Annotated in this window: 18 protein-coding genes, 1 tRNA gene and 2 pseudogenes; 9 read left to right on the top strand and 12 right to left on the bottom strand. The window is 44.9% G+C overall.

The features are described from left to right. Positions 1-74: pseudogene (locus tag O9300_RS18455) on the bottom strand (transposase); the annotation flags it as partial. Positions 75-311: 237 nt separating this feature from the next. Here O9300_RS18455 and O9300_RS18450 point away from each other — a divergent pair. The 3 genes from O9300_RS18450 (at position 312) to O9300_RS18440 (ending at position 3,603) form a co-directional block, all read left to right on the top strand. Continuing rightward, positions 312-1,448: an anhydro-N-acetylmuramic acid kinase gene (locus O9300_RS18450; RefSeq protein ID WP_409830546.1), complete on the top strand. Its 1,137-nt coding sequence runs from the start codon at positions 312-314 to the stop codon at positions 1,446-1,448. Continuing rightward, positions 1,445-2,215, top strand: a complete 771-nt coding sequence (locus O9300_RS18445; RefSeq protein ID WP_287973242.1) for a peroxiredoxin-like family protein — start codon at positions 1,445-1,447, stop codon at positions 2,213-2,215. The genes O9300_RS18450 and O9300_RS18445 overlap by 4 nt, the downstream gene beginning before the upstream one ends. A gap of 581 nt (positions 2,216-2,796) precedes the next feature. Further along, positions 2,797-3,603: an MlaE family lipid ABC transporter permease subunit gene (locus O9300_RS18440; RefSeq protein ID WP_287973239.1), complete on the top strand. Its 807-nt coding sequence runs from the start codon at positions 2,797-2,799 to the stop codon at positions 3,601-3,603. A 427-nt stretch (positions 3,604-4,030) separates the two neighbouring features. On the opposite strand, the gene O9300_RS18435 is transcribed toward O9300_RS18440, so the two are convergent. The 8 genes and pseudogenes from O9300_RS18435 to O9300_RS18400 form a co-directional block, all read right to left on the bottom strand. After that, the gene (locus O9300_RS18435; RefSeq protein WP_061432145.1) at positions 4,031-5,278 is read right to left on the bottom strand and encodes a glutamate-5-semialdehyde dehydrogenase; all 1,248 of its coding nucleotides are present in this window, start codon (positions 5,276-5,278) and stop codon (positions 4,031-4,033) included. 10 nt (positions 5,279-5,288) lie between these two features. Beyond that, positions 5,289-5,696, bottom strand: a complete 408-nt coding sequence (locus O9300_RS18430) for a hypothetical protein (protein WP_287729935.1) — start codon at positions 5,694-5,696, stop codon at positions 5,289-5,291. Between the two features lie 171 nt (positions 5,697-5,867). Then, a tRNA-Gly gene (locus tag O9300_RS18425) sits at positions 5,868-5,939 on the bottom strand. Between the two features lie 73 nt (positions 5,940-6,012). Beyond that, positions 6,013-6,288 (bottom strand): annotated as a pseudogene (locus O9300_RS18420) (hypothetical protein); the annotation flags it as partial. Positions 6,289-6,343: 55 nt separating this feature from the next. After that, a complete protein-coding gene (gene ribH, locus O9300_RS18415; RefSeq protein ID WP_287973237.1) occupies positions 6,344-6,889 on the bottom strand; it encodes a 6,7-dimethyl-8-ribityllumazine synthase in 546 nt (181 codons plus the stop codon). After that, complete coding sequence (locus O9300_RS18410) at positions 6,876-7,028, bottom strand: hypothetical protein (protein WP_287973235.1); 153 nt, start codon at positions 7,026-7,028, stop codon at positions 6,876-6,878. Before O9300_RS18410 ends, ribH begins: the two co-directional genes overlap by 14 nt. A 62-nt stretch (positions 7,029-7,090) precedes the next feature. Next, a complete protein-coding gene (psbZ, locus tag O9300_RS18405) occupies positions 7,091-7,279 on the bottom strand; it encodes a photosystem II reaction center protein PsbZ (RefSeq protein ID WP_002732865.1) in 189 nt (62 codons plus the stop codon). Between the two features lie 382 nt (positions 7,280-7,661). After that, a complete protein-coding gene (locus tag O9300_RS18400; RefSeq protein ID WP_287973232.1) occupies positions 7,662-8,108 on the bottom strand; it encodes a CopD family protein in 447 nt (148 codons plus the stop codon). A 113-nt stretch (positions 8,109-8,221) separates the two neighbouring features. Here O9300_RS18400 and O9300_RS18395 point away from each other — a divergent pair, with 113 nt between their 5' ends. Then, positions 8,222-10,918 (top strand): CBS domain-containing protein, encoded by a 2,697-nt coding sequence (locus O9300_RS18395; RefSeq protein WP_287973229.1) that lies wholly within the window; start codon positions 8,222-8,224, stop codon positions 10,916-10,918. A gap of 218 nt (positions 10,919-11,136) precedes the next feature. Here the strand turns inward: O9300_RS18395 and O9300_RS18390 are convergent, their stop codons facing one another. Both O9300_RS18390 and rbp read right to left on the bottom strand, forming a co-directional pair. Then, a complete protein-coding gene (locus O9300_RS18390) occupies positions 11,137-11,301 on the bottom strand; it encodes an Asl3888 family RNA-binding protein (protein WP_002733784.1) in 165 nt (54 codons plus the stop codon). A 437-nt stretch (positions 11,302-11,738) separates the two neighbouring features. Then, entirely contained in the window at positions 11,739-12,032 is a 294-nt protein-coding gene (gene rbp / locus O9300_RS18385) for an RNA-binding regulator (RefSeq protein ID WP_287973226.1), read from the bottom strand. Positions 12,033-12,490: 458 nt separating this feature from the next. Between rbp and O9300_RS18380 the strand changes: the two genes are divergently transcribed. From O9300_RS18380 to cdd, 5 genes are all read left to right on the top strand, one after another. Beyond that, positions 12,491-14,830: a DNA methyltransferase gene (locus tag O9300_RS18380; RefSeq protein ID WP_002798025.1), complete on the top strand. Its 2,340-nt coding sequence runs from the start codon at positions 12,491-12,493 to the stop codon at positions 14,828-14,830. A 224-nt stretch (positions 14,831-15,054) separates the two neighbouring features. Further along, a complete protein-coding gene (gene pheS / locus O9300_RS18375) occupies positions 15,055-16,059 on the top strand; it encodes a phenylalanine--tRNA ligase subunit alpha (protein ID WP_287973224.1) in 1,005 nt (334 codons plus the stop codon). A 13-nt stretch (positions 16,060-16,072) separates the two neighbouring features. Next, entirely contained in the window at positions 16,073-16,417 is a 345-nt protein-coding gene (locus O9300_RS18370; protein ID WP_149987875.1) for a DUF4870 domain-containing protein, read from the top strand. A 543-nt stretch (positions 16,418-16,960) separates the two neighbouring features. Beyond that, entirely contained in the window at positions 16,961-18,088 is a 1,128-nt protein-coding gene (locus tag O9300_RS18365; protein WP_287973222.1) for an NAD(P)/FAD-dependent oxidoreductase, read from the top strand. Positions 18,089-18,473: 385 nt separating this feature from the next. Next, positions 18,474-19,046: a cytidine deaminase gene (cdd, locus tag O9300_RS18360; RefSeq protein WP_353851572.1), complete on the top strand. Its 573-nt coding sequence runs from the start codon at positions 18,474-18,476 to the stop codon at positions 19,044-19,046. Here cdd and O9300_RS18355 read toward each other — a convergent pair. Next, entirely contained in the window at positions 19,043-19,288 is a 246-nt protein-coding gene (locus tag O9300_RS18355) for a DUF433 domain-containing protein (protein ID WP_287973219.1), read from the bottom strand. The two genes, cdd and O9300_RS18355, sit on opposite strands and share 4 nt — an antisense overlap. Positions 19,289-19,421: the final 133 nt, after the last annotated feature.

Below are 19,421 nucleotides of genomic sequence, written 5' to 3'. Positions count from 1 at the left end.
ACTGTACGAATAGCTTCATCAATGGCAGAACACTGACTTGGTTTAACCACGGCTTTCATTTCTAAGACAATCATTGTTTATCGACCTCAAACAACTTATTTTAAGTTAACCTGTAGAGCATCGGATTGTCAAGATTTTAGTTGACATTGAGCTTTTACATCGAAGCCCCTCGAAATGTGTCGAAATGTGTCGAAATGTCGTGCTTCGCTGTTTTATACTGGTCGGGGTTTCATCCCGTCGCGCTCAAGCGAGGGTCTTCACCCCGACATTCAAGATAAAATAATCAACAATCGACAGTTGAGGGAAAAAACTTGTTAGTTATCGGTTTAATCAGTGGCACATCGGTGGATGGTATCGATACCGCTTTAGTGGAGATTAGCGGTACAGTGGAATCTCCACAGGTGCAGTTATTAGCTGGAGAAACCTATCCCTATTCCCCCCGATTACGCGAGACAATTTTACAAGTCTGTGGGGGAGAAAAGCTCGACCTTGAAGCTTTAGCCAGCTTAGATGATGATATCGCCGCAGAATTCGCCCGTGCCGCTTTAAATATCCAAAAAGAAGCCCCAAAAGCCCAATTAATCGGCAGTCACGGTCAAACCGTTTTTCATCGACCCCCCGCAAACGATCGCCTCGGTTACACGGTACAATTAGGACGGGGAGCAGCGATCGCAAAAATTACCCGTATTCCCACCATTAGTAATTTTCGCGCTGCCGATATCGCCCAAGCTGGTCACGGTGCGCCCCTAGTGCCGAAAATTGACGCTTATCTGCTTTCTCACCCCACCAAAACCCGCTGCGTCCAAAATATCGGCGGTATTGGCAATTTAACCTATCTACCCCCCCGACAAAGGGAAAATTGGCAGCAAAAAATTTTCGGTTGGGATACTGGACCGGGCAACGTCCTCATCGATTTGGCCGTACAATTTTTGAGCCAAGGCCAACAAACCTACGACCATAACGGTCAATGGTCCGCTCAGGGTCAACCCTGCTCCGAATTAGTTCATAAATGGCTACAGGAGCCTTATTTTCAACAATATCCCCCTAAATCCACTGGCAGAGAGTTATTTAGCCCCGCCTATCTAGCCCAATTGCACGAGGATGCCCAAGCTTATTGCCTCAGTGATGCCGACTGGTTGGCTAGTTTAACCGATTTAACCGCCATTTCGATCGCCCACAGCTATCAAACCTTTTTGCCAGAAATGCCCGCGGAAGTGCTGCTCTGCGGTGGTGGCGCTCGTAATGCCTACCTGCGCCAACGACTCCTAGCACATTTGGGGTCAAATGTCAAGCTTTTGACCACTGATGAGGTAGGATTAAATAGCGATTTTAAAGAAGCGATCGCTTTTGCCCTTTTGGCCTATTGGCGCTGGCACAATTTCCCCGGTAATTTACCGCAAGTCACGGGGGCAAAAGCAGCGGTTTTATTAGGAGAAATTTACAGATGAGCAGCAGCTATGAAATATTTTCAACAATTCAACGCCAAAGGGTCAGCGATGGGCAAATAGTGCCAATTTTAAGCGATTGTGCCGATTATAAACGTCTTTTAATTCTTGTTTGGCCGCAATTGGGAGATTTTGATAGTCTCGAATACGCTTGGTGGTTAGAAAAAGAGGCAGCCCTTTGGCAAAATGCTGGGATAACCATTCGTGCCATCGGTATCGGCGATCGCAATTCAGGGTTAAAATTCGCTGAATATACGAAATTTCGGCAAGATTGGCTTTTTGTTGACCCCAAAGCCGAATTACATAATTTATTAGGACTTTATCGCGGTTTATCGCTAAAATTACCTGGGTTTTCTCCCGGGCAAAATGCTTGGTTAAATCTAATTTTTATGTGTGCGGGTGTGGGTAGTCCGGGGACTCTGGCCGAAGTGCTGCGGGGTTATCTTGGCGATCGCAAAGCCCCCCAATTAATTGCCGAGGAGGAAACAATGCAAGCGCGGCCTTTACCACCTTTCCGGGGTTCCCTATTCAATCTTGCTGGGGGTCAAGGTTTTCAGCGACCTTTTGAATTAGCCACCCTGAGACTTCGTAATATGAGTCAAGTTTTGGGCAATTGGTCAACATATATCCCCGATAGTAGTTATCTCACCCAACGGGGGGGGACTTTTTTATTTGATAATCAAGGAAATTTACTCTATGAGCATCGGGATCGAGGTATCTTGGGTTTTGCTGAGAATATGAGTTATCCCCTCGCTTTTTTGCAGGATTAAGCTTTTTTCTTCTGCATCTCGCCCACTCCCAACTCTTGACTTTTAGCTTTTCCAGCTGATGGCTAAAAAACTTGAATGTTGTCCGACCACTTATTACCTAGGGTTTGCTGAAAAAGTTTTTCCTAGGGGCAGGGTGTAGGGTGTGGGGTGTGGGGTGTGGGGTTTTACCGATTTTGAGGGGGTCAATTACCTAATTTTCAGGGAAAAAGTCCCTGAATTTCCCCCTGATCACTCCCATATCTGGTACTTTTTGAGGGGAAAAAAGTCCAAAAGTCTTATCCAACAAGGTTTTTAGATTTATTCAGCCAACCCTATTTAAACCGCTTATACTAAATCCGTTGAGTATAGGCTACTTATAGAGGAGAGGCACTCATGCAACAGGCAAGAGGCAAAAGGGGGAATAAATAATCAGTTTTTAATAACCAGATTTAGTATCAGTTCCTCTGAACTTAGATGTTCGGCTAAGTCAGCTTTCTTGGGCATTTTATCTCCTTGTCTTTGCTCGTTTTATTATAACAGGATTTGGTATTAGAAGACAAAACAGGATAGACTTTTCTCTAGTCCGATCGATTTTGGGGACCATGAAGGATTTATTGGCGATTTTTAGCAAGGAATTAAGCTCTTGGTTTCGGCGCTGTTGGTTAGCGGTACTATTAACCGGCAGGGTTTTTTACTTCCTATTCACGCGCCAACCCGATTGGCGCGTCACCCAAGAACAAATGGTAGCAGCCGGGCCCGCCTCGCTGATTATCGCCATGATCACGGCCGCAGTGATCGGGATGATCTTTACTATCCAAGTGGCCCGGGAGTTCCAAGCTTTGGGCGCTGGCAGTATGGTGGGGGGAATTTTGGCCCTTGCTCTCGGTCGGGAACTCTGTCCGATTATGATGGCGATCGTGGTAGCCGGTCGGGTAGGATCGGCTTTTGCGGCGGAAATCGGTACCATGAAGGTGACAGAGCAGATCGACGCACTCTATATGCTCAAAACCGATCCCGTGGAATATCTGGTGCTGCCCCGTTTAATTGCCTGTTGTCTTATGGTTCCCGCTTTGAGTGTTATGGCGTTGCTGATCGGTTTAGGTAGCGGTTTGCTGGTCGGCGAAAGTTTATACGGGATTGCTAATTCAGTTTTTCTCGACTCGGTTCACGGTTTCCTGGGTGTGGGAGATGTGCTGAGTGGACCGGTTAAAGGGGTGGTTTTTGGGGCTTTAATCGCGATTATCGGCTGTAATTGGGGTTTAACGACCGATGGCGGTGCTAAAGGAGTCGGCCAAGCTACTACCGCGGCCGTAGTCACTATGCTCTTAGCGATTTTTGTATCTAATCTGCTGATGACCTGGATATTGTTCCAAGGATCTGGCAATAGTTCGGTTTTATTTGGACAGTAATTTCAGTTAAAAACGCTCATTTTCTCGCCATTTTTCTAATACTAAATCCAGTTATTAAAGACTGATTATTTATTCCTCCTTTTGCCTCTTGCCCCCGCCCCCCCCCGATGTCGTAGGGTTGATTCATGAATCAACCCTACCCCTACCCCCACGAAAAACTTTTTGCCGCAGACCACTAGGTAGGGTTGGCTGAATAAATCTAAAAACCTTGTTGGGTAAGACTTTTAGACTTTTTTTCCCTCAAAAAGTGCCAACCATTGGAGTGATCGGGGGTAAAATCCCTGGACTTTTTCCCTGAAAATTAGGTAACTGACCCCCTCAAAATCCCTAAAACCCCACACCCCACACCCCACACCCTACCCCTACCCCCACGAAAAACTTTTTGCCGCAAACCCTAGCTAACTTAACAATACCCAGTTCACCAAAACTACCCCTGCACCACCTGTTTAAGGGTGGTAAAGGTTTCTAGGTTGATTAACCCCCGGCGCTGGCCTTTTTGGTTGGAAATGCCCAAAAATACCGATTCTCCCTGTTTGGGATTGCGATCGAATCGGGGTGAAGAATTGATATAAACTAAAGCACTATCGGACTCCATGGCGAATTGACGACTTTCTCGATAGGATTCGGTGACAATACAATCCGCGTGACCGCTACTATACTTATTAATCCAAGCGATCGCATCAGTGAGGGTATCCACTAACCTAAAGGCCACCGTTTTTTCTAAATAGGGTCTTTGCCAATCATTATCGGTAGCAATGGTTAAATGTTCCGGAAAATCCGCCGCTAATCGGGTATCTCCTCGCAATTTAAAGCCTTTTTCCTGCAAACTTTTAAACAAACGACTTAAAGTCGAAGAATTCTGATGGGGACTAATTAAAACTTTTTCGATCGCATTAACCGGATCGGGTATGCTGCCATGACTATCGATAATTACCTGACGGGCTAACTCCAAATCGCCACTAGGAGACCAATACAAATAACAGTTTCCCATGGCCGCGCGCAAAACGGGAACCGTGGCCAATTGACTCACCTGACCGATTAAACTAGGGCGACCGTAGGGAATAATCAAATTAACATAATTTTCCTGCGTCACCAACTCCTCTAGGGAGGGACTAGAATCACAGGGTAAACCACTAACACAATCCACCGGTAAACCCACATCTTCCAATGCTTCTTGGATAATTTCCGTAATCACTCCATCGGAATGACTAGAGGCATTGGAACCGCGAATAATCAAACTATTGCCACTTTTTAGGGAAAATCCCGCCGCTACCATCGCTAATTCGGGAAAACCTTCATAGACTAAGGCAATCACTCCTAAAGGCATCCTTTGGCAATAGGTTTGGGACGGATTAAGTTGATAGGCCGCGTTAATTACCTGTTGCAGCGGATCCGATGCTTCCGCTAGTTGTTGCAATACCTCCACCGTCGTCTCTAAACGTTCGGGAGTTAACCGTAACCAGCGAATCATTTGTTCTGAGACGGCCATCTCTCGACTGACCTCTAAATCGAGGGTATTGGCTTCTAAAATGCGATCAAAGCCAGTTTTAATGCCATTAGCGATCGCGATTACCCCGCGATTTCTTTCGTTGCCATTGAATTGACCCAGATCCAGAAAAGCATTGTATGCTTGCTTAAAGATCGTCGGGGGGGTTTTGGGGGAACTTTCGATCATAGATTTTTGTCTAGCGTCGATAGGCTAACCAAAAGATGAATGCGGGCAAAATAACTAACAGCATAACTAGAATTGCCCCAAAAATCACGCTTAACCCCGGCGGTGATTTCAAGATTAACGGTAGCCAGACGATCGATAATAACAGAATTATCCCCATCATCAGGGGCAAGACTCCTTCCCCAAGGCGCTGATTCGTACTCACCCAACGAAATCCCGTCCAGCGCCAAGTGCGTTTATAGGGATAGTGGGGGGCTAATTGTTCGATAATTTGGCCGTTTTCCTGTACCACAAATATCTGTTGACAGCGATCGCATCCAAAGGCATCGGTCAATAAAATTGGGCATAATGTCCCTTTCCGACGACAGGGACAAGGATAGTCTTGGTGTTGGTCGATTTTGGTATATTTATGCGGTCGCACAAGCTAAATTTTTGTTTATAAACGGTTGTTTTTAGTCGCTCGTGGTCAATGGCTAAGGTATTCAACGGTTGCCCAAAATCCTCAACCCTATTGCTCACGGGTAATTCCCATCTTAAGGGATATCCCTAAATTATTCATCCTGACCTTAAGGTATATTTCAAGATTTTTTCAAGCGGGCAACGCGATTCGAACGCGCGACATTCACCTTGGCAAGGTGACGCTCTACCACTGAGCTATGCCCGCAAGCTTTTTTTTACACTTCCCTAAGTGTGCCAAATCTCAGACCATTTGTCAAGTAGTTTGGAGCATTTTTTGACAATGATTCATCTTCTGGCAAATCCCCCAAACCGGTAATAGCTTCGAGAACCACTTCTATCTTAGCCTGTAGTCGGTTGAACTGATGTTCCAAGCGATCAAAACGCTTGTCAATGGCGGCGAATTTTTCATCTATATGCCGTTCCATAGCGTCAAAAGCTTCCGTAATCCGCCCCTCTGGTTCTAAATCTAATTCCAGAGTCTTGATTCTCTCGACAGCGTTGACTAATTGCCGTCTGAGTTTGTTAATATATTTGTTCTGTTCAGCTTCGCTCATCAGTGGAACTCCGGGAGTGGGGACAACTAAAATCCTAAATGCCGGGGGAATTTTCTTAGCCTTCCATCAGTGCCTGTTGGGGATTATTTTTCAATAATTCTAGGGGTTTATCTTCATCCCGGGGGCGCAATTGACGCATGAGACTAGCCATTTCTAGGGCAGATAGGCCATAATTCCAGCCCAAATTACTTTTAATACCGGCCCGTTCGAGGGCCTGTTGTAGAGTATCAGTGGTGAGAATACCGAAGACAACGGGAACACCTGTCTGAAAAGCGGCCGCGGCGATACCCTTTGCGGCCTCGGCGGCAACGTAATCAAAATGGGGCGTTTGGCCGCGAATAATTGCCCCTAGACAAATAACGGCATCGTAACGGTGGGAAAGGGCGACTTGACGGGCTACCATTGGCACTTCAAAGCTACCGGGTACCCAGATATAATCGACTTGGGTGCCATCGGGATTGACATCAACCCCGTGACGCTTCAGACAGTCTTGACAGCCTGATAACAGTTTATCAGTGACGAGATCATTAAAACGACCAATCACGATCGCAAAGCGCAAAGAGGATATGTCCTCGGTAAAATTTCCCTCAAAAACAGTCATAGGTAGAAGGGGATAGGAGTGGGAAGTGGGGAAGTGGGGAAGTGGGGAAGTGGGGAAGTGGGGAAGTGGGGAAGTGGGGAAGTGGGGAAGTGGGGAAGTGGGGAAGTGGGGAAGTGGGGAGATGGGGAAGCTGTCTCATCACCCTATCACCCCAAAACCCTATCACCCTATCTCCTCCTGTCTCCCATCTCCTGATCAAGGCTAAATCACTAAAAAGTTTAAAATAGCGACGGCAACGACTAAAATCGCCCAAATTGCCGAACCCACATAGAGAAGGGGTTTCGATTGATCCCAGTTTTGGGGGGAAGCATAGGCAACGGGGACACCAATCACCATCAGCAAGGAAAATAAAACTAAGGCAATGAGAAAAAATTGAAAAACAATAGACATGATTGGGTTCTCCTAAAGCAGTTGATCTTTATCTAGATAATTCTCCCAGATTTGATACTTGTATGGAAGAGCCTCGCTTCCACTCAACTTAACCGGACGACCCTTCCTCTAAGTCCTCTCTGAATCAGGGGTTAGGGGAGATATCCCCGTCAGACTGAATCCACGAGCATTTTAATTTTACTGCCACTGACTACCCAGCCGCAGCGGGTCCTAAAATTTTTTTGATGTCTCCATCCTTGTCAAAAGCAGCATGGCAAGGGTTAGGTGGGGGAAGTGACCCCCTGTAATCCCTTGCCCAGATTACAGTATTTTCGCGTTTTCGCCAAACCTGCCCTAGAAAGGTCTCCAGACTGCTGAACCGCTAAAAACTAATGGTCGAGGCCTAGGTCAAGCCCCCCAAACGGATGCCAGCGCCAAAAATGACGAACAATACTGCTAGAGTGGTGACGGCGACTATGTGCAGGGCGAGGAAATTTAAGTTTTCCTCGCTCAGTTTAGGAATGAGAAAAAAGCGGGAATGAAGGGCCAAGATGAGAGTTAAGAGCAGTAAAGCTAACTTAATGCCTATATAAACCGATAAAAAACTATCAAATGACCAAAAATTACGAAAACCGGGCAAATAAATCCAAGTCAGTCCTAGGCCTGTTATTACCTGCAGCAATAGCGCAGATAACCCAAAACCTTCAAAATATTGCTCAAATTGACGAATTCGGTCTGGTTCTCGGTTTTTGAGGGCCTGGGGTAGAACGGTGACTGCCAACAATAAATGGCCACCGGCCCAGACGGTCGCCCCTAGGCTGTGGAGAATTACTAAAATTTTGAACAACATGGGTTTCTCTCAGTCATGATTTGCTAACTTATAGTACTTGGTGCGGCTATTTTCGAGTATTCAGTAACAATAGATACAGAAAAAATCCTGATATCTTCTCCTTACTAAAAAATATGGATTTAATTTTATGTCATCAAACGGCGGATTTTGACGCTTTGGGGGCAGCGGTGGGTTTATCGTTGCTGAAAGCGGGTAGTCGCATTGTGTTAACGGGGGGAGCGCACCCGACGGTGAGGGAATTTTTGGCCCTGCATCGGGATGAATTCGCTTTAATTGAACTGCGTAGTGTCAATCCGGCCTGTATTCGCTCTTTAATTATCGTTGATAATCAGTGGCGGGAGCGTCTGGGAAAAGCTTCCCAGTGGCTCGATTTAGGGCATTTACAGGCGATCGAATTGTATGATCATCATTTAGATAGTGAAAGCGATATTCATGCCTCTAGCGTCCATTTAGAAGCGGTGGGAGCCACCACGACTTTAATTGTCGAAGCTTTACAAAAAGCCCACATTAAACCAAACTCGATGGCAGCGACGGTAATGGCACTCGGTATTCACGTTGACACGGGTTCCCTGACTTTTGCCGGTAGTACCCCCAGGGATGCCTATGCTTTGGCTTGGTTAATGACCTGTGCTGCTAACATTAAAACGATCGCCCAATACTGTCAACCGAGTTTTTCCCCGCGCTTACAGGAGTTATTTAGCCTTGCTTGGGAAAATCTAGAGATTAAAACGATCCATGACCGTAAAATCGCCCACGTTCTCCTCCATACTGCCGATTTTATCCCCGGTTTGTCTAGTGTGGCCGAGCGCCTACTGGAATTATCCGATAGTGATGCGTTACTTTTCGGCCATAGTTATAGTAAAGACGAGGAAGATAATTCTCGACAGCGTTTAACTGTGATCGGTCGCTCTAGAATCGATGGGGTGAATCTATATCGGCTTTTTTCCCCCTATAACGGCGGTGGTCATGCTCAGGCCGCTTCGGTGAGTTTTCGCGATGTTCAGCCAGTTCAACAGTTAAACCAACTACTGGGGGACTTAATTGCTCAAATTCCCCCTTCTCCCACCGCTAGGGATTTAATGTCTTCTCCGGTGCGAACAATTCGTCCCGATACTTCCATATCTCAAGCCGAGCGCATCCTTTTCCGTTACGGCCATTCGGGTTTATCGGTGGTAGATGAGCAGGATCGCTTAGTTGGGGTGATTTCTCGTCGTGACCTCGATTTAGCTCTCCATCACGGCTTTTCTCGCTCTCCCGTGAAGGGATACATGACTTGTAATCCGAAAACTATTACCCCCGACACTTCCCTTCAGGAAATCGAGTCGCTGATGGTAACGTACGATTTGGGGCGTTTACCTGTACTAGAAAACGGGCAGTTAGTCGGTATCGTCACTCGTACAGATGTATTAAGACAGATTCATCAAAATGAGCGGGTGCGTTTTGAAGGGGTTGCTTTGGTTTCCTGTCTTTTACCGGCGATTAAAGAGCGTTTAGAGCCGATTTTATGGTCATTCCTGCAAGCTGCCGCCACTGCCGCTCAAAAACGCGGTTGGCATCTCTATCTGGTTGGGGGTGCGGTGCGCGATTTATTGTTAGCCACAGAAAGGGATACTTTATTGTTACAGGATATCGATTTAGTGGTGGATGGCTGCCATCGTGCCGCCGGTGTGGGTGCGGGGGTGGAGTTGGCTAATTGTTTACAGGAAATTTATCCGGGGGCCCGGTTATCGATTCACGGGGAATTTCAGACGGCGGCTTTGTTATGGCACAAAGACGAGCGTTTTGGCTCGTTATGGGTGGATATCGCCACGGCACGCACGGAATTCTATCCCTATCCTGCCAGCAATCCCCAAGTGGAGGCTAGTTCGATTCGACAGGATTTGTATAGAAGGGATTTTACAATTAATGCTCTGGCAATTCGCCTAACTTCGCCGAAAGAGGGGGAATTACTCGACTTTTTTGGTGGTATGTTGGATTTACGCGCCCAACAAATCCGGGTTTTACACGCTAATAGTTTTATCGAGGATCCGACGCGCATCTATCGAGCGGTGCGTTTTGCCACTCGGTTAGGATTTGTTATTGAACCCTTGACAGAAAGCTATATTAGGTATGCGATCGAAAGTGGAGTTTATGATCGCTCACGGCAACAAAATCAGAATGCACCCGCTTTACAGTCCCGTTTAAAAGCGGAGTTGAATTATATTTTAGAGGCGGATTACTGGGAAAGTGCCTTAGAAAAGTTGGCCGATTTGGGGGCTTTGCACTGTTTACACGGGGATTTAAGTTTAAATCGGGCTTTATGGCGACAATTGCGCTGTCTCAGTCCTTGGTTAGATTGTTTAAGTCTGGAATTGCCGGTGAATGCTTGGTTAATGCGGTTGGAATTATTAATCGCTTCTCTGGCTATGGGGGAAAGAATAGCGATCGCTAATAATTTACAATTGCCCAAAGATACTGTGGAGCGTTTACAAAAACTAGAAGTTATGGAAAGAGAGATTAGCAATAATTTTGCTTATGATCGACCCGTTAGTCAAATTGTCAGCTTTTTCAACGGTTATAAGGTTCCTAGTTTGTTATTGGTGGCGGTGAGGAGTGAAACTAGGATTCGGGCTTTAATCTGGCAATATTTAACTAAATGGTCGCAGATCGAGGCTCCTATCGACGGCAATGACCTAAAAGCTTTGGGTTATCAACCGGGTCCCCAGTTTAAATCGTTACTTGCGGCAGTCTTGGGGGCAACTTTAGATGGAATAGTCAGCAATAAAAGCGAGGCTATGGCTTTTATTGCTAGATTAACTCGGGCTTGCTGAATAAATCTAAAAACCTTATTGGGTAAGACTTTTAGACTTTTTGTCAATCAAAAAGTACCAGTTGTGGGAGAGATAGGGGGAAAATTCTGGGACTTTTTCTCTGAAAATTAGGTAATTGACCAGATGAGAATCGGTAAAACCCTACACCCCACACCCCACACCCTACACCCTGTCCCCACGAAAAACTTTTTGCCGCAGACCCTAACTAAGTCAGCAGATTAGGTATCGGCTGCCCCTTCATTTTCCGAAGATTGTCTTTGATCGCTGGAATAACCGCCTCTACCTCCTCTAGTGGTGGTACGATTAGAGGCAGCCCGGAATTGACGAGCGTAGGCGCGGTTGCGTTCAGCTTTTTCTTTTTTCAAATTACGACGTTTAGCCACAAGAATCTCCTTGGGATATTAGATAGACAAGCGGGGAAACGAGCGCTCGCTCCCCCTATTGACATTGACACTCTCCGCACTTTTAGGGCGGAGATTCTTGGGCTGAATCCTGCCTCCACTAGCAACGCTAATTTTGGTCTTACGGTTTCATGTCTAGTCCGACTACACCGATAAGGCAAGCACTCTTATGGACTACTCCCCAAGCGTAAATTTCTGTGTGTCCCACAGTATTTAATTGTTTTGCGTTCTTACAGTTTGGACTTAATTGAACACCATTGACTGTTAGAAATTTTGAGATCACGGAGTAGGACGTTTAACCTGTTTCCTCACGTTCTCACGCTCGGAACCACCGACAAACATTCTCGCACAAAGCCGTCCTAAAAGGACGGGGTTTTCAACCCAAATTTCCGATAACCTAGAATGGTTACGATTGGGGATTAGTAGCGACGATCTCGATTGCGATCACCACCACCGAAGGAAGATTTGGGTTCTCTTTCACGAGCTTGATTGACTTTTAATTCTCGTCCCATCCATTGAGCGCCGTCAAGAGCGGCAATAGCGGCCGATTCTTGCTCTGGGGTTTCCATTTCCACGAAAGCGAACCCGCGTTTTCTTTTCGTTTCCCGATCCATGGGGAGGTGAACGCGCTTAATTTTACCATATTCGGTAAAAACCTCCACTACGTCTTCTTGGTCAACCTCGAAGGGGAGATTACCAACATAAATTGACATAAAACCTATCCTTGCACAGATAAAAACAACAGATTTGTAGAGAACCAAGATTTCGGGAACTAGCTGAACCAATACTAAACAGAAACGCTTTGACCATTAATACTGACAACGAGCCGCAGTGCCGACTTTTATTCTCAATTTCCATCCTAGCACATAGCTATTAGCTTTTATCGATTCTGCCTCTCTCGCCACCCGAGCAGATAAACTAGACTAGAATGCTGCCCTATAAAATGCCCTAATTATGAGTTTATCCCCCCATCCGATCGAAACTGCCCTAAAAACCCTGGAAACTAAGGCCGAGGATTCGATTTCTGGGGTGCTTTCCCCACCTGTTGCCGAGAAACGGCAACAAGAGCCGGACTTCCTCCGGCAGTGCGTAGGATGCTCCCAAGAGGGTATCCTCGCCATACCCTCACATCTGGGTACAGTAATATATAGAACTCTATTCTTAAGGCCAGATGAGTGCTTCCTCCTTCGACTATAGAATGATCGATCCCATTTCTGGGCCGATCGATCCCAAAAAACAAGGGACGTTACGCCATTGGGGAAGTCATCCCTATTTTACCCGGCGCGCTTGGAATGTGGTACAGGAATATATTAAGCGTTTTAGTCAGGTGGGAGATGTGGTTTTAGATCCCTTTGGGGGATCGGGAGTGACTGCGGTAGAGGCTCTAGTTTTAAAGCGAAAGGCGATTTACTCGGATATTAACCCGATGGCTGGTTTTATCTGCCGCAATATCGCTGTTAGTCCCGTTAACATCGATGATTTTCGGTCTGCTTTCGATGACATCGCCAGAAATTGTCAGGAAAAGATTGAGGAAGTTTATCGAATGTCTCCAGAAGAAGCGGCGGATTTAGAGATTCCCTATTGGTATCCGCAAGGGGTTCGTTTACCGAAAAATGCGGACGCAGAATCTGTAGAAAATTTGTTTACCAAACGTCAATTATTTTCCCTTTCTCTAATTCTCAACCAGATTGAATTAATCACCGATCCGATCATTAAAGATTTAATGAGGTTTACTTTCTCGGCAACTCTCAATAAAACCAATTTAACCTTTAGTTCCACGAGAGGAAGAATAGAAAGCCGGGGAAATAGCGGAATTATGCACCGTTATCGCTATTGGATTCCTCCTCAAACTATCGATCTTAATGTCTGGGAACAATTCGAGCAGAAATTTAAGGGGACGGCAAAATTCAAGATCGAAACTAATACAGTAATCGGTGATTTTTATCAAGAAAATTTTTCAATTTTTGATTTCTCAGCGACGGACTTAACTGGCATATCGTCCGAATCCGTGGATTATATCTATACCGATCCTCCCTACGGACAACATATTGCCTATTTAGATCTCTCGACTATGTGGAATGCTTGGCTAGGATTTGAAGTGAGCGATAACGCAAGAGAATTGGAAGCGATCGAAGGAGGAGATTTAAAGAAATCGAAAGAAACTTACATCAATTTGTTATCGAATTCCATTCGAGAAATGTTTCGAGTTTTGAAATTTGATCGCTGGATGAGTATTGTTTTTGCTCACAAAGATCCCGCCTATTGGGATGCGATCGTTAAATCTGCTCAAGAAGCTGGTTTTGAGTATGTAAATTCCTCTGTACAACATTCTACTACGCCCTCATTACACAAAAAGAAAAATCCTCTGACTGTCCTATCGGGAGAGTTAGTTTTAAACTTTAGAAAAGTGAATAATCCCAAAACAATCGCCATCAGTAAAGTCGGGATCGATATCCTGCAAATTATTAAAGAAGTGGCCGAGATGACAATCGTTAAAAGTTCGGGTGCTTCCACAGAAGATATTTATAATGCGCTCATTCCTAAATTATTGGAAAATGGCTTACTAACCCAAGTCAAGAAACAAATAGATGATATTACTCCTTTGTTAAAAGAGGAATTCAACTTTTCGGAATTAGATCATCTCTGGAGAATTCGTACAAATACGAAAATCGGTTGCTTTATTCCGCTAGAAGATCGAATAAGATTTTATCTCTTGGATTTTCTAACTGCCAAAAAACGACAGGGAAAAGTAGCAACTTTTGATGAAATTATTTTTGCGGTCATGCCTAACCTGATCAACGGGACAACACCAAGCGATCAATCGATTTTAAAGGTTTTAGAAAAGTTAGCTTATTCTCCCGATGGTCGGCACTGGCAACTAGGGCAAGAAGAAGGTCTTCAGCTAACTCTCGATTTAAATATAGAGCCAATTTCTTCCGTTTTAACTGGTTTAGATTTTCCCAAACAAGCAGATAAAATTCCTCACGATCAAATTATCTACGCTCTGGCAAAAATTGCTATTGCTGTCGGATTAAAGCCTTATATTGGCAAAAAAGAACAATCTACAGGTTATTGGAATGGAGAAGCTTTTAAAGATATTTCTCTAGAAAAATTACCGATCGATAAATTAGGAAAGTGGGACAGAGATAAAATACAACAGATCGATCTCATCTGGTTTAATAACTTAGGCGATGCAGTGTTCGCTTTTGAAGTAGAAACCAGTACACCGATCACCACAGGAATCGATCGCTTTATGGAATTACTAAAAATTTATCCAGAACTGGCAGGAAAACTTGTGTTAATTGTTCCACCGAAGCGAGTCAACAAACTGAAAAAAATTCTTAAAGATTCCCACTATATTGGACATCCTCTCTATATGGAGAATAAATTAGTCTATAGTTTTTCTAATCAAATTGCCGAAGTTTACCAGAAACTCTCCTCGTCAACTAAACTAGAATTATCTGCGGTTTTTGCCTCGATCGAGTTCATTTTAAAAAAACCAGAAATCTGATGCAATCAAGAGAAGCTGGTTCCCATTGAAAGTTCTAGGTTCGACGAGGCACTCATGCAATAAGCTCCCATTTGATCAGAGGGGACAGGGAGCGATGAACATGATACAGCAAACCATCTCAGGGAATCGTCACCCCGGAAAGCAAATCGCCCCTGCAACTGTCTCCCCAAATTCCCTCTCTTGATAAACTAGACTAGAATGCTGCCCTATAAAATGCCCTAATTATGAGTTTATCCCCCCATCCGATCGAAACTGCCCTAAAAACCCTGGCAGCGAAAGCGGAAAATTCCATCGAACAAACAACAACCCTAGAAGACTTAGAACAGCTAAGGGTGAATTATCTCGGTAAGAAAGGAGAATTATCGCAGATTTTACGCGAAATGGGCAAATTAACCCCCGAAGAGAGACCGCGCCTCGGTGCGATCGCTAATGAGGTAAAAGAATTAGTACAATCGCTGCTGGAATCCCGGCGAGAAAGTTTAAATAATGCCCAAATTAAGGCGAAATTAGCGGCGGAAACCCTCGATGTCACCCTACCTGCTCTTAGCCGTCCTTTAGGGCGAATTCACCCCTTAAATAGCACAGTTGATCGCATGATCGATATTTTCGTCGGTCTGGGTTACAGCATCGCCACCGGGCCGCAGGTAGAAACCGATTATTATAATTTTGAGGCTTTAAATATCCCTGCTGACCATCCGGCCCGGGATATGCAGGATACTTTTTTCTTGAGTGATGGTCGTTTATTGCGGACCCATACCTCTCCGGTGCAGATTCGCTACATGGAAAGTCACGAACCCCCGATTCGGATTGTGGCCCCGGGCCGCGTTTATCGTCGCGATACCGTGGATGCAACCCATTCCGCGGTTTTCCATCAAGTGGAATTATTAGCGGTGGACCGGGGATTAACCTTTACGGATTTGAAAGGAACAATTAAAGAATTTCTTAAGCAAATGTTTGGGGCCGATTTACCGGTTAAATTCCGCGCTTCCTACTTCCCTTTTACTGAACCCTCGGCCGAGGTAGATGTGCAGTGGAAAGGCAAATGGTTGGAGGTGATGGGCTGTGGTATGGTGGATCCCAATGTCTTAAAAGCAGTCGGTTATGACCCCCAAATCTATACGGGTTTTGCTGCTGGTTTTGGCGTGGAAAGATTTGCTATGGTATTACATGAGATAGACGATATTCGCCGTTGTTATAATAGCGATATCCGCTTTCTCCGCCAATTTTAGGGGGATAAACCCGATGGTCAAGAGTGAAGATTTAACCAAAAAAAGACTCCTATCCGTGGCTTGTCATGCTTCGATATTTTTGAGTGCTACGCTGGTATCGGTGGGGATTCCCTTAGCTATTTATTTCATTTCTGATGATGGAACGGTGAAGGAAAACGCCAAAGAAGCTTTAAACTTTCACCTGAATATGTGGTTATACTACCTAATTGCCGGGATTCTAATTTGGGTTTTAATCGGTTATTTGCTCCTAGCAATTCTGGGTGTGGTGAACATTGTTCTCCCCATTCTTGCTATCCTGCAAGTCTGGAAAGATGCCTATAAGGTTTTCCGTTATCCTTTTATTTTCCGGGTTCTTTAATTAATCATCGGGGTTGAACAGGTTTCAACCCTGGGTGCATCTCATTTTTGTAAATCTGTTGAGTTGGGATTTTTAAATGTAAACTATCTTCTAAAATTGGTAATTACTTCCGATTTTATCACTCAATCCAAGTCTTTGGGGGGTTCTACCCCCCAAACCCCCCGTTGGGGGCGTGGCGCCGCCCCCAAACCCCGGAGCGCATTAGTTTTTCGGTGGGATGCTTACACGCAGCTGCTGATATATTTGTAATAATTTAAAAGTCACTGATAATTGCTGATTGTCCGTATTTCTGCAAATGTGAGATGCAGCCTCAACCCCTTTTTAGTCCTATTCCCACTAGAAAAATAGCCTCTGGAGTTTATAGAGTTCTTGCATAATTAATTTTTGAGAGTGCAAAAATGAGAAAAATAGACATAAAATTGCGTAAAATCCCTAAATAGAGCATTTAATTGATTAATGCTCATTCTTAATTCTCCTGACGACCGGCTACTGGCTCCTGACTCCTCACCTAAAGGAAGATTTTTGATTTTTGCAAGAGGTCTTATGACTAAAATTGTCATCATCGGTGCGGGGATAGTGGGGGCCACCATTGCCTACGAATTAAGTGCCATCGAAGGATTAGAAATTACCCTCATCGATGAAAAAAAACCAGGACAAGGAGCAACCGGGGCAGCCCTAGGGATTTTAATGGGGATTATCAGCCATAAAACTAAAGGTAGAGCCTGGAAACTGCGGCAAGAAAGTTTAAAACGTTACGAAACCCTCCTTCCTGAGCTAGAATCCCTCACCGGACTGACTATTCCCTGTAACCGTGATGGTATTGTCCTCCTGCGATCGAGTGCCGAAGACGAAGAAAATTGGCGCAAGTTAGCCCAAATCCGCCAAGAACAGGGATATTGTCTAGAAATCTGGGATAAAGAGACTTTAAACCAAAAATGTCCCCAAGTGGCCAGCGATCATCTCCAGGGTGCTATCTATTCTCCCAGGGATCATCAAATTAATCCGGCCCTGCTCACGGAGTCTCTCGTCGCTGCTGCGGCAAGAAGGGGGGTAAAATGTCAATTTGGGGTAAAAGTTGAAAATTTTGGGAAGACAGAGCTTCAAGGCTCTAATGTGAGGCAATGCACCCAGGTTTATAGTTCCAATGGTATAGAGGAAACCGACTCTTTGATTCTTTGTGCGGGAATTGGTTCCACTGCTTTAACCGAAACTCTTACCCATCCAGTGGAAATCCGACCGGTTTTAGGGCAAGCTTTACAGATAAAATTGACGCAACCCTTAGAAAGTTCCGATTTTAAGCCGATTTTAACAGGAAATGACCTGCATATTCTGCCTTTGGCTGGATCGGAATACTGGATTGGGGCAACGGTGGAATTTATGGACGAAAAGGGCGAAATTATCGCCGATACTGCCCTATTAGAGCAAGTGTATCAACAGGCGATCGCTTTTTGTCCCTCTTTGGCCGCGGGTGCGATCGTGCGTACTTGGTCCGGTAAGCGACCGCGACCGGAGAAAAAATCCGCTCCCATCATCGAATATTTGCCCGGATACGATAACGTTATTCTGGCCACGGGACACTACCGCAACGGGGTTTTATTAGCCCCCGCTACCGCTAAAATCGTCAGGGAAATGTTAAGTGATAAGTTAGGGTTTGCTGAAAAAGTTTGTTGATGGGGTTAGGAGTCAGTATTCGGCTTTTTTCTCCCCTCTCTACAATAATTACTCGCAGCCAGAAATACGTTGGGGCTTATCATACTTTGTGCTTTTTGTCAAAAAAACTTTTTTTTTGCAATAAAACTACATAAAAAAAAGATCATCGTTGTGGGTGAAATTGACTGATTTACCCGTCTTAATTAGGATCATCTTCTAGGTGTGGCAAGGGTTTCAACCATTGCTGCCCAAAAAAGCACAGAATATCCCATTATGAAATTCAGTAAAATCGCTGTAACCATCATAACATCGTTGTTAAATAAAAATCTTTCTCAATTAATTCTTAAGAATTTATAAATATTGCGGAATGTTAATTTAAATATTCTCAAGTTTTTGCAGTCAATAAATAATTTTTACTTATCTTTGTCGGAAAATAGAACTCCTGCAACAATCCAACATCTACCATTGGGTTAGGAGTCAGTATTTAGGAGTCAGGATTCGGCTTTTTTCTCCCCACTCCCTTCTCCCCTCTCCCTTCTCCCTTCTCCCCTCTCCCTGCTATCGGCAGCCGATGACCCTATCTGACCAAGAAAGACAACAACTCTGTGACACTGCTCGGGAAGTGGCGAAACTTTCCTATTCTCCCTATTCCCGTTTTCGGGTGGGGGCAGCGGTCTTGACAAATAAAAAGATTTATGCTGGTACTAATGTAGAGAACGCTAGTTATGGCTTGAGTTTGTGTGCGGAAAGGGCAACTTTAGCGCAAATAATCGCGGCGGGCGATCGAGAAGTACGGGCGATCGCTATAGCCTGTATCGATGGGGTGGACAAGGATGATATTAGTCAGTTAACTCCCTGCGGAGCCTGTCGTCAATGGATAGCCGAATTAGCGCCGCAAGCGGAGATTATTATCTGTGGAACTCAGCAAAATTATCGTTTTAATCTCTCGGATTTACTGCCTTTTTCCTTTCGTTTTTAACTGTGGGTATAAAAAGGCGACTTGGCAGCTTGATTAGTCATATTTTCTTGTACTTGTTGCCATTCCATTGTGATTTCTTGGTCAATTTCTTCTTGATGGTCAAAATAGTAACCCATGGCTGCATGAGCTTCGGCTAGGGTTAAATAAAGGTGTTGACGACAGATTTCTTCTACCGACCAACCATAGGCGATGTAGTCCATGACAATTTGAGCAACGCGGATACGCGGTAATCTTTTTGACACTCCCCGCTCTAAAGAGACGGGGATTCTTGGTTCACAGAGATTACTTGCTTAGACAGAATTGCTTCTGAAAAAGTAGAGGTATTCTCTCCCCAAGCGTTTATTGGATCGAGCCCAAAGGTTCCGGTATGCCCTA

Origin of the sequence: Microcystis sp. LE19-195.1E (assembly GCF_027532095.1) — a bacterium.
Taxonomy (GTDB): domain Bacteria; phylum Cyanobacteriota; class Cyanobacteriia; order Cyanobacteriales; family Microcystaceae; genus Microcystis; species Microcystis aeruginosa.
Note: the sequence above shows the minus strand (reverse complement) of the source record. Positions and strands in the feature narration are given on the sequence as shown.

Coding starts and splice junctions, on each gene's coding strand:
- O9300_RS18445 (WP_287973242.1), top strand. CDS start 1,445: ATGAGCAGCAGCTATGAAATATTTTCAACAATTCAACGCCAAAGGGTC.
- O9300_RS18400 (WP_287973232.1), bottom strand. CDS start 8,108: ATGTTGTTCAAAATTTTAGTAATTCTCCACAGCCTAGGGGCGACCGTC.
- O9300_RS18395 (WP_287973229.1), top strand. CDS start 8,222: ATGGATTTAATTTTATGTCATCAAACGGCGGATTTTGACGCTTTGGGG.
- ribH (WP_287973237.1), bottom strand. CDS start 6,889: ATGACTGTTTTTGAGGGAAATTTTACCGAGGACATATCCTCTTTGCGC.
- O9300_RS18435 (WP_061432145.1), bottom strand. CDS start 5,278: ATGATCGAAAGTTCCCCCAAAACCCCCCCGACGATCTTTAAGCAAGCA.
- pheS (WP_287973224.1), top strand. CDS start 15,055: ATGAGTTTATCCCCCCATCCGATCGAAACTGCCCTAAAAACCCTGGCA.
- psbZ (WP_002732865.1), bottom strand. CDS start 7,279: ATGTCTATTGTTTTTCAATTTTTTCTCATTGCCTTAGTTTTATTTTCC.
- O9300_RS18440 (WP_287973239.1), top strand. CDS start 2,797: ATGAAGGATTTATTGGCGATTTTTAGCAAGGAATTAAGCTCTTGGTTT.
- O9300_RS18380 (WP_002798025.1), top strand. CDS start 12,491: ATGAGTGCTTCCTCCTTCGACTATAGAATGATCGATCCCATTTCTGGG.
- O9300_RS18370 (WP_149987875.1), top strand. CDS start 16,073: ATGGTCAAGAGTGAAGATTTAACCAAAAAAAGACTCCTATCCGTGGCT.
- O9300_RS18410 (WP_287973235.1), bottom strand. CDS start 7,028: ATGAGACAGCTTCCCCATCTCCCCACTTCCCCACTTCCCCACTTCCCC.
- O9300_RS18365 (WP_287973222.1), top strand. CDS start 16,961: ATGACTAAAATTGTCATCATCGGTGCGGGGATAGTGGGGGCCACCATT.
- rbp (WP_287973226.1), bottom strand. CDS start 12,032: ATGTCAATTTATGTTGGTAATCTCCCCTTCGAGGTTGACCAAGAAGAC.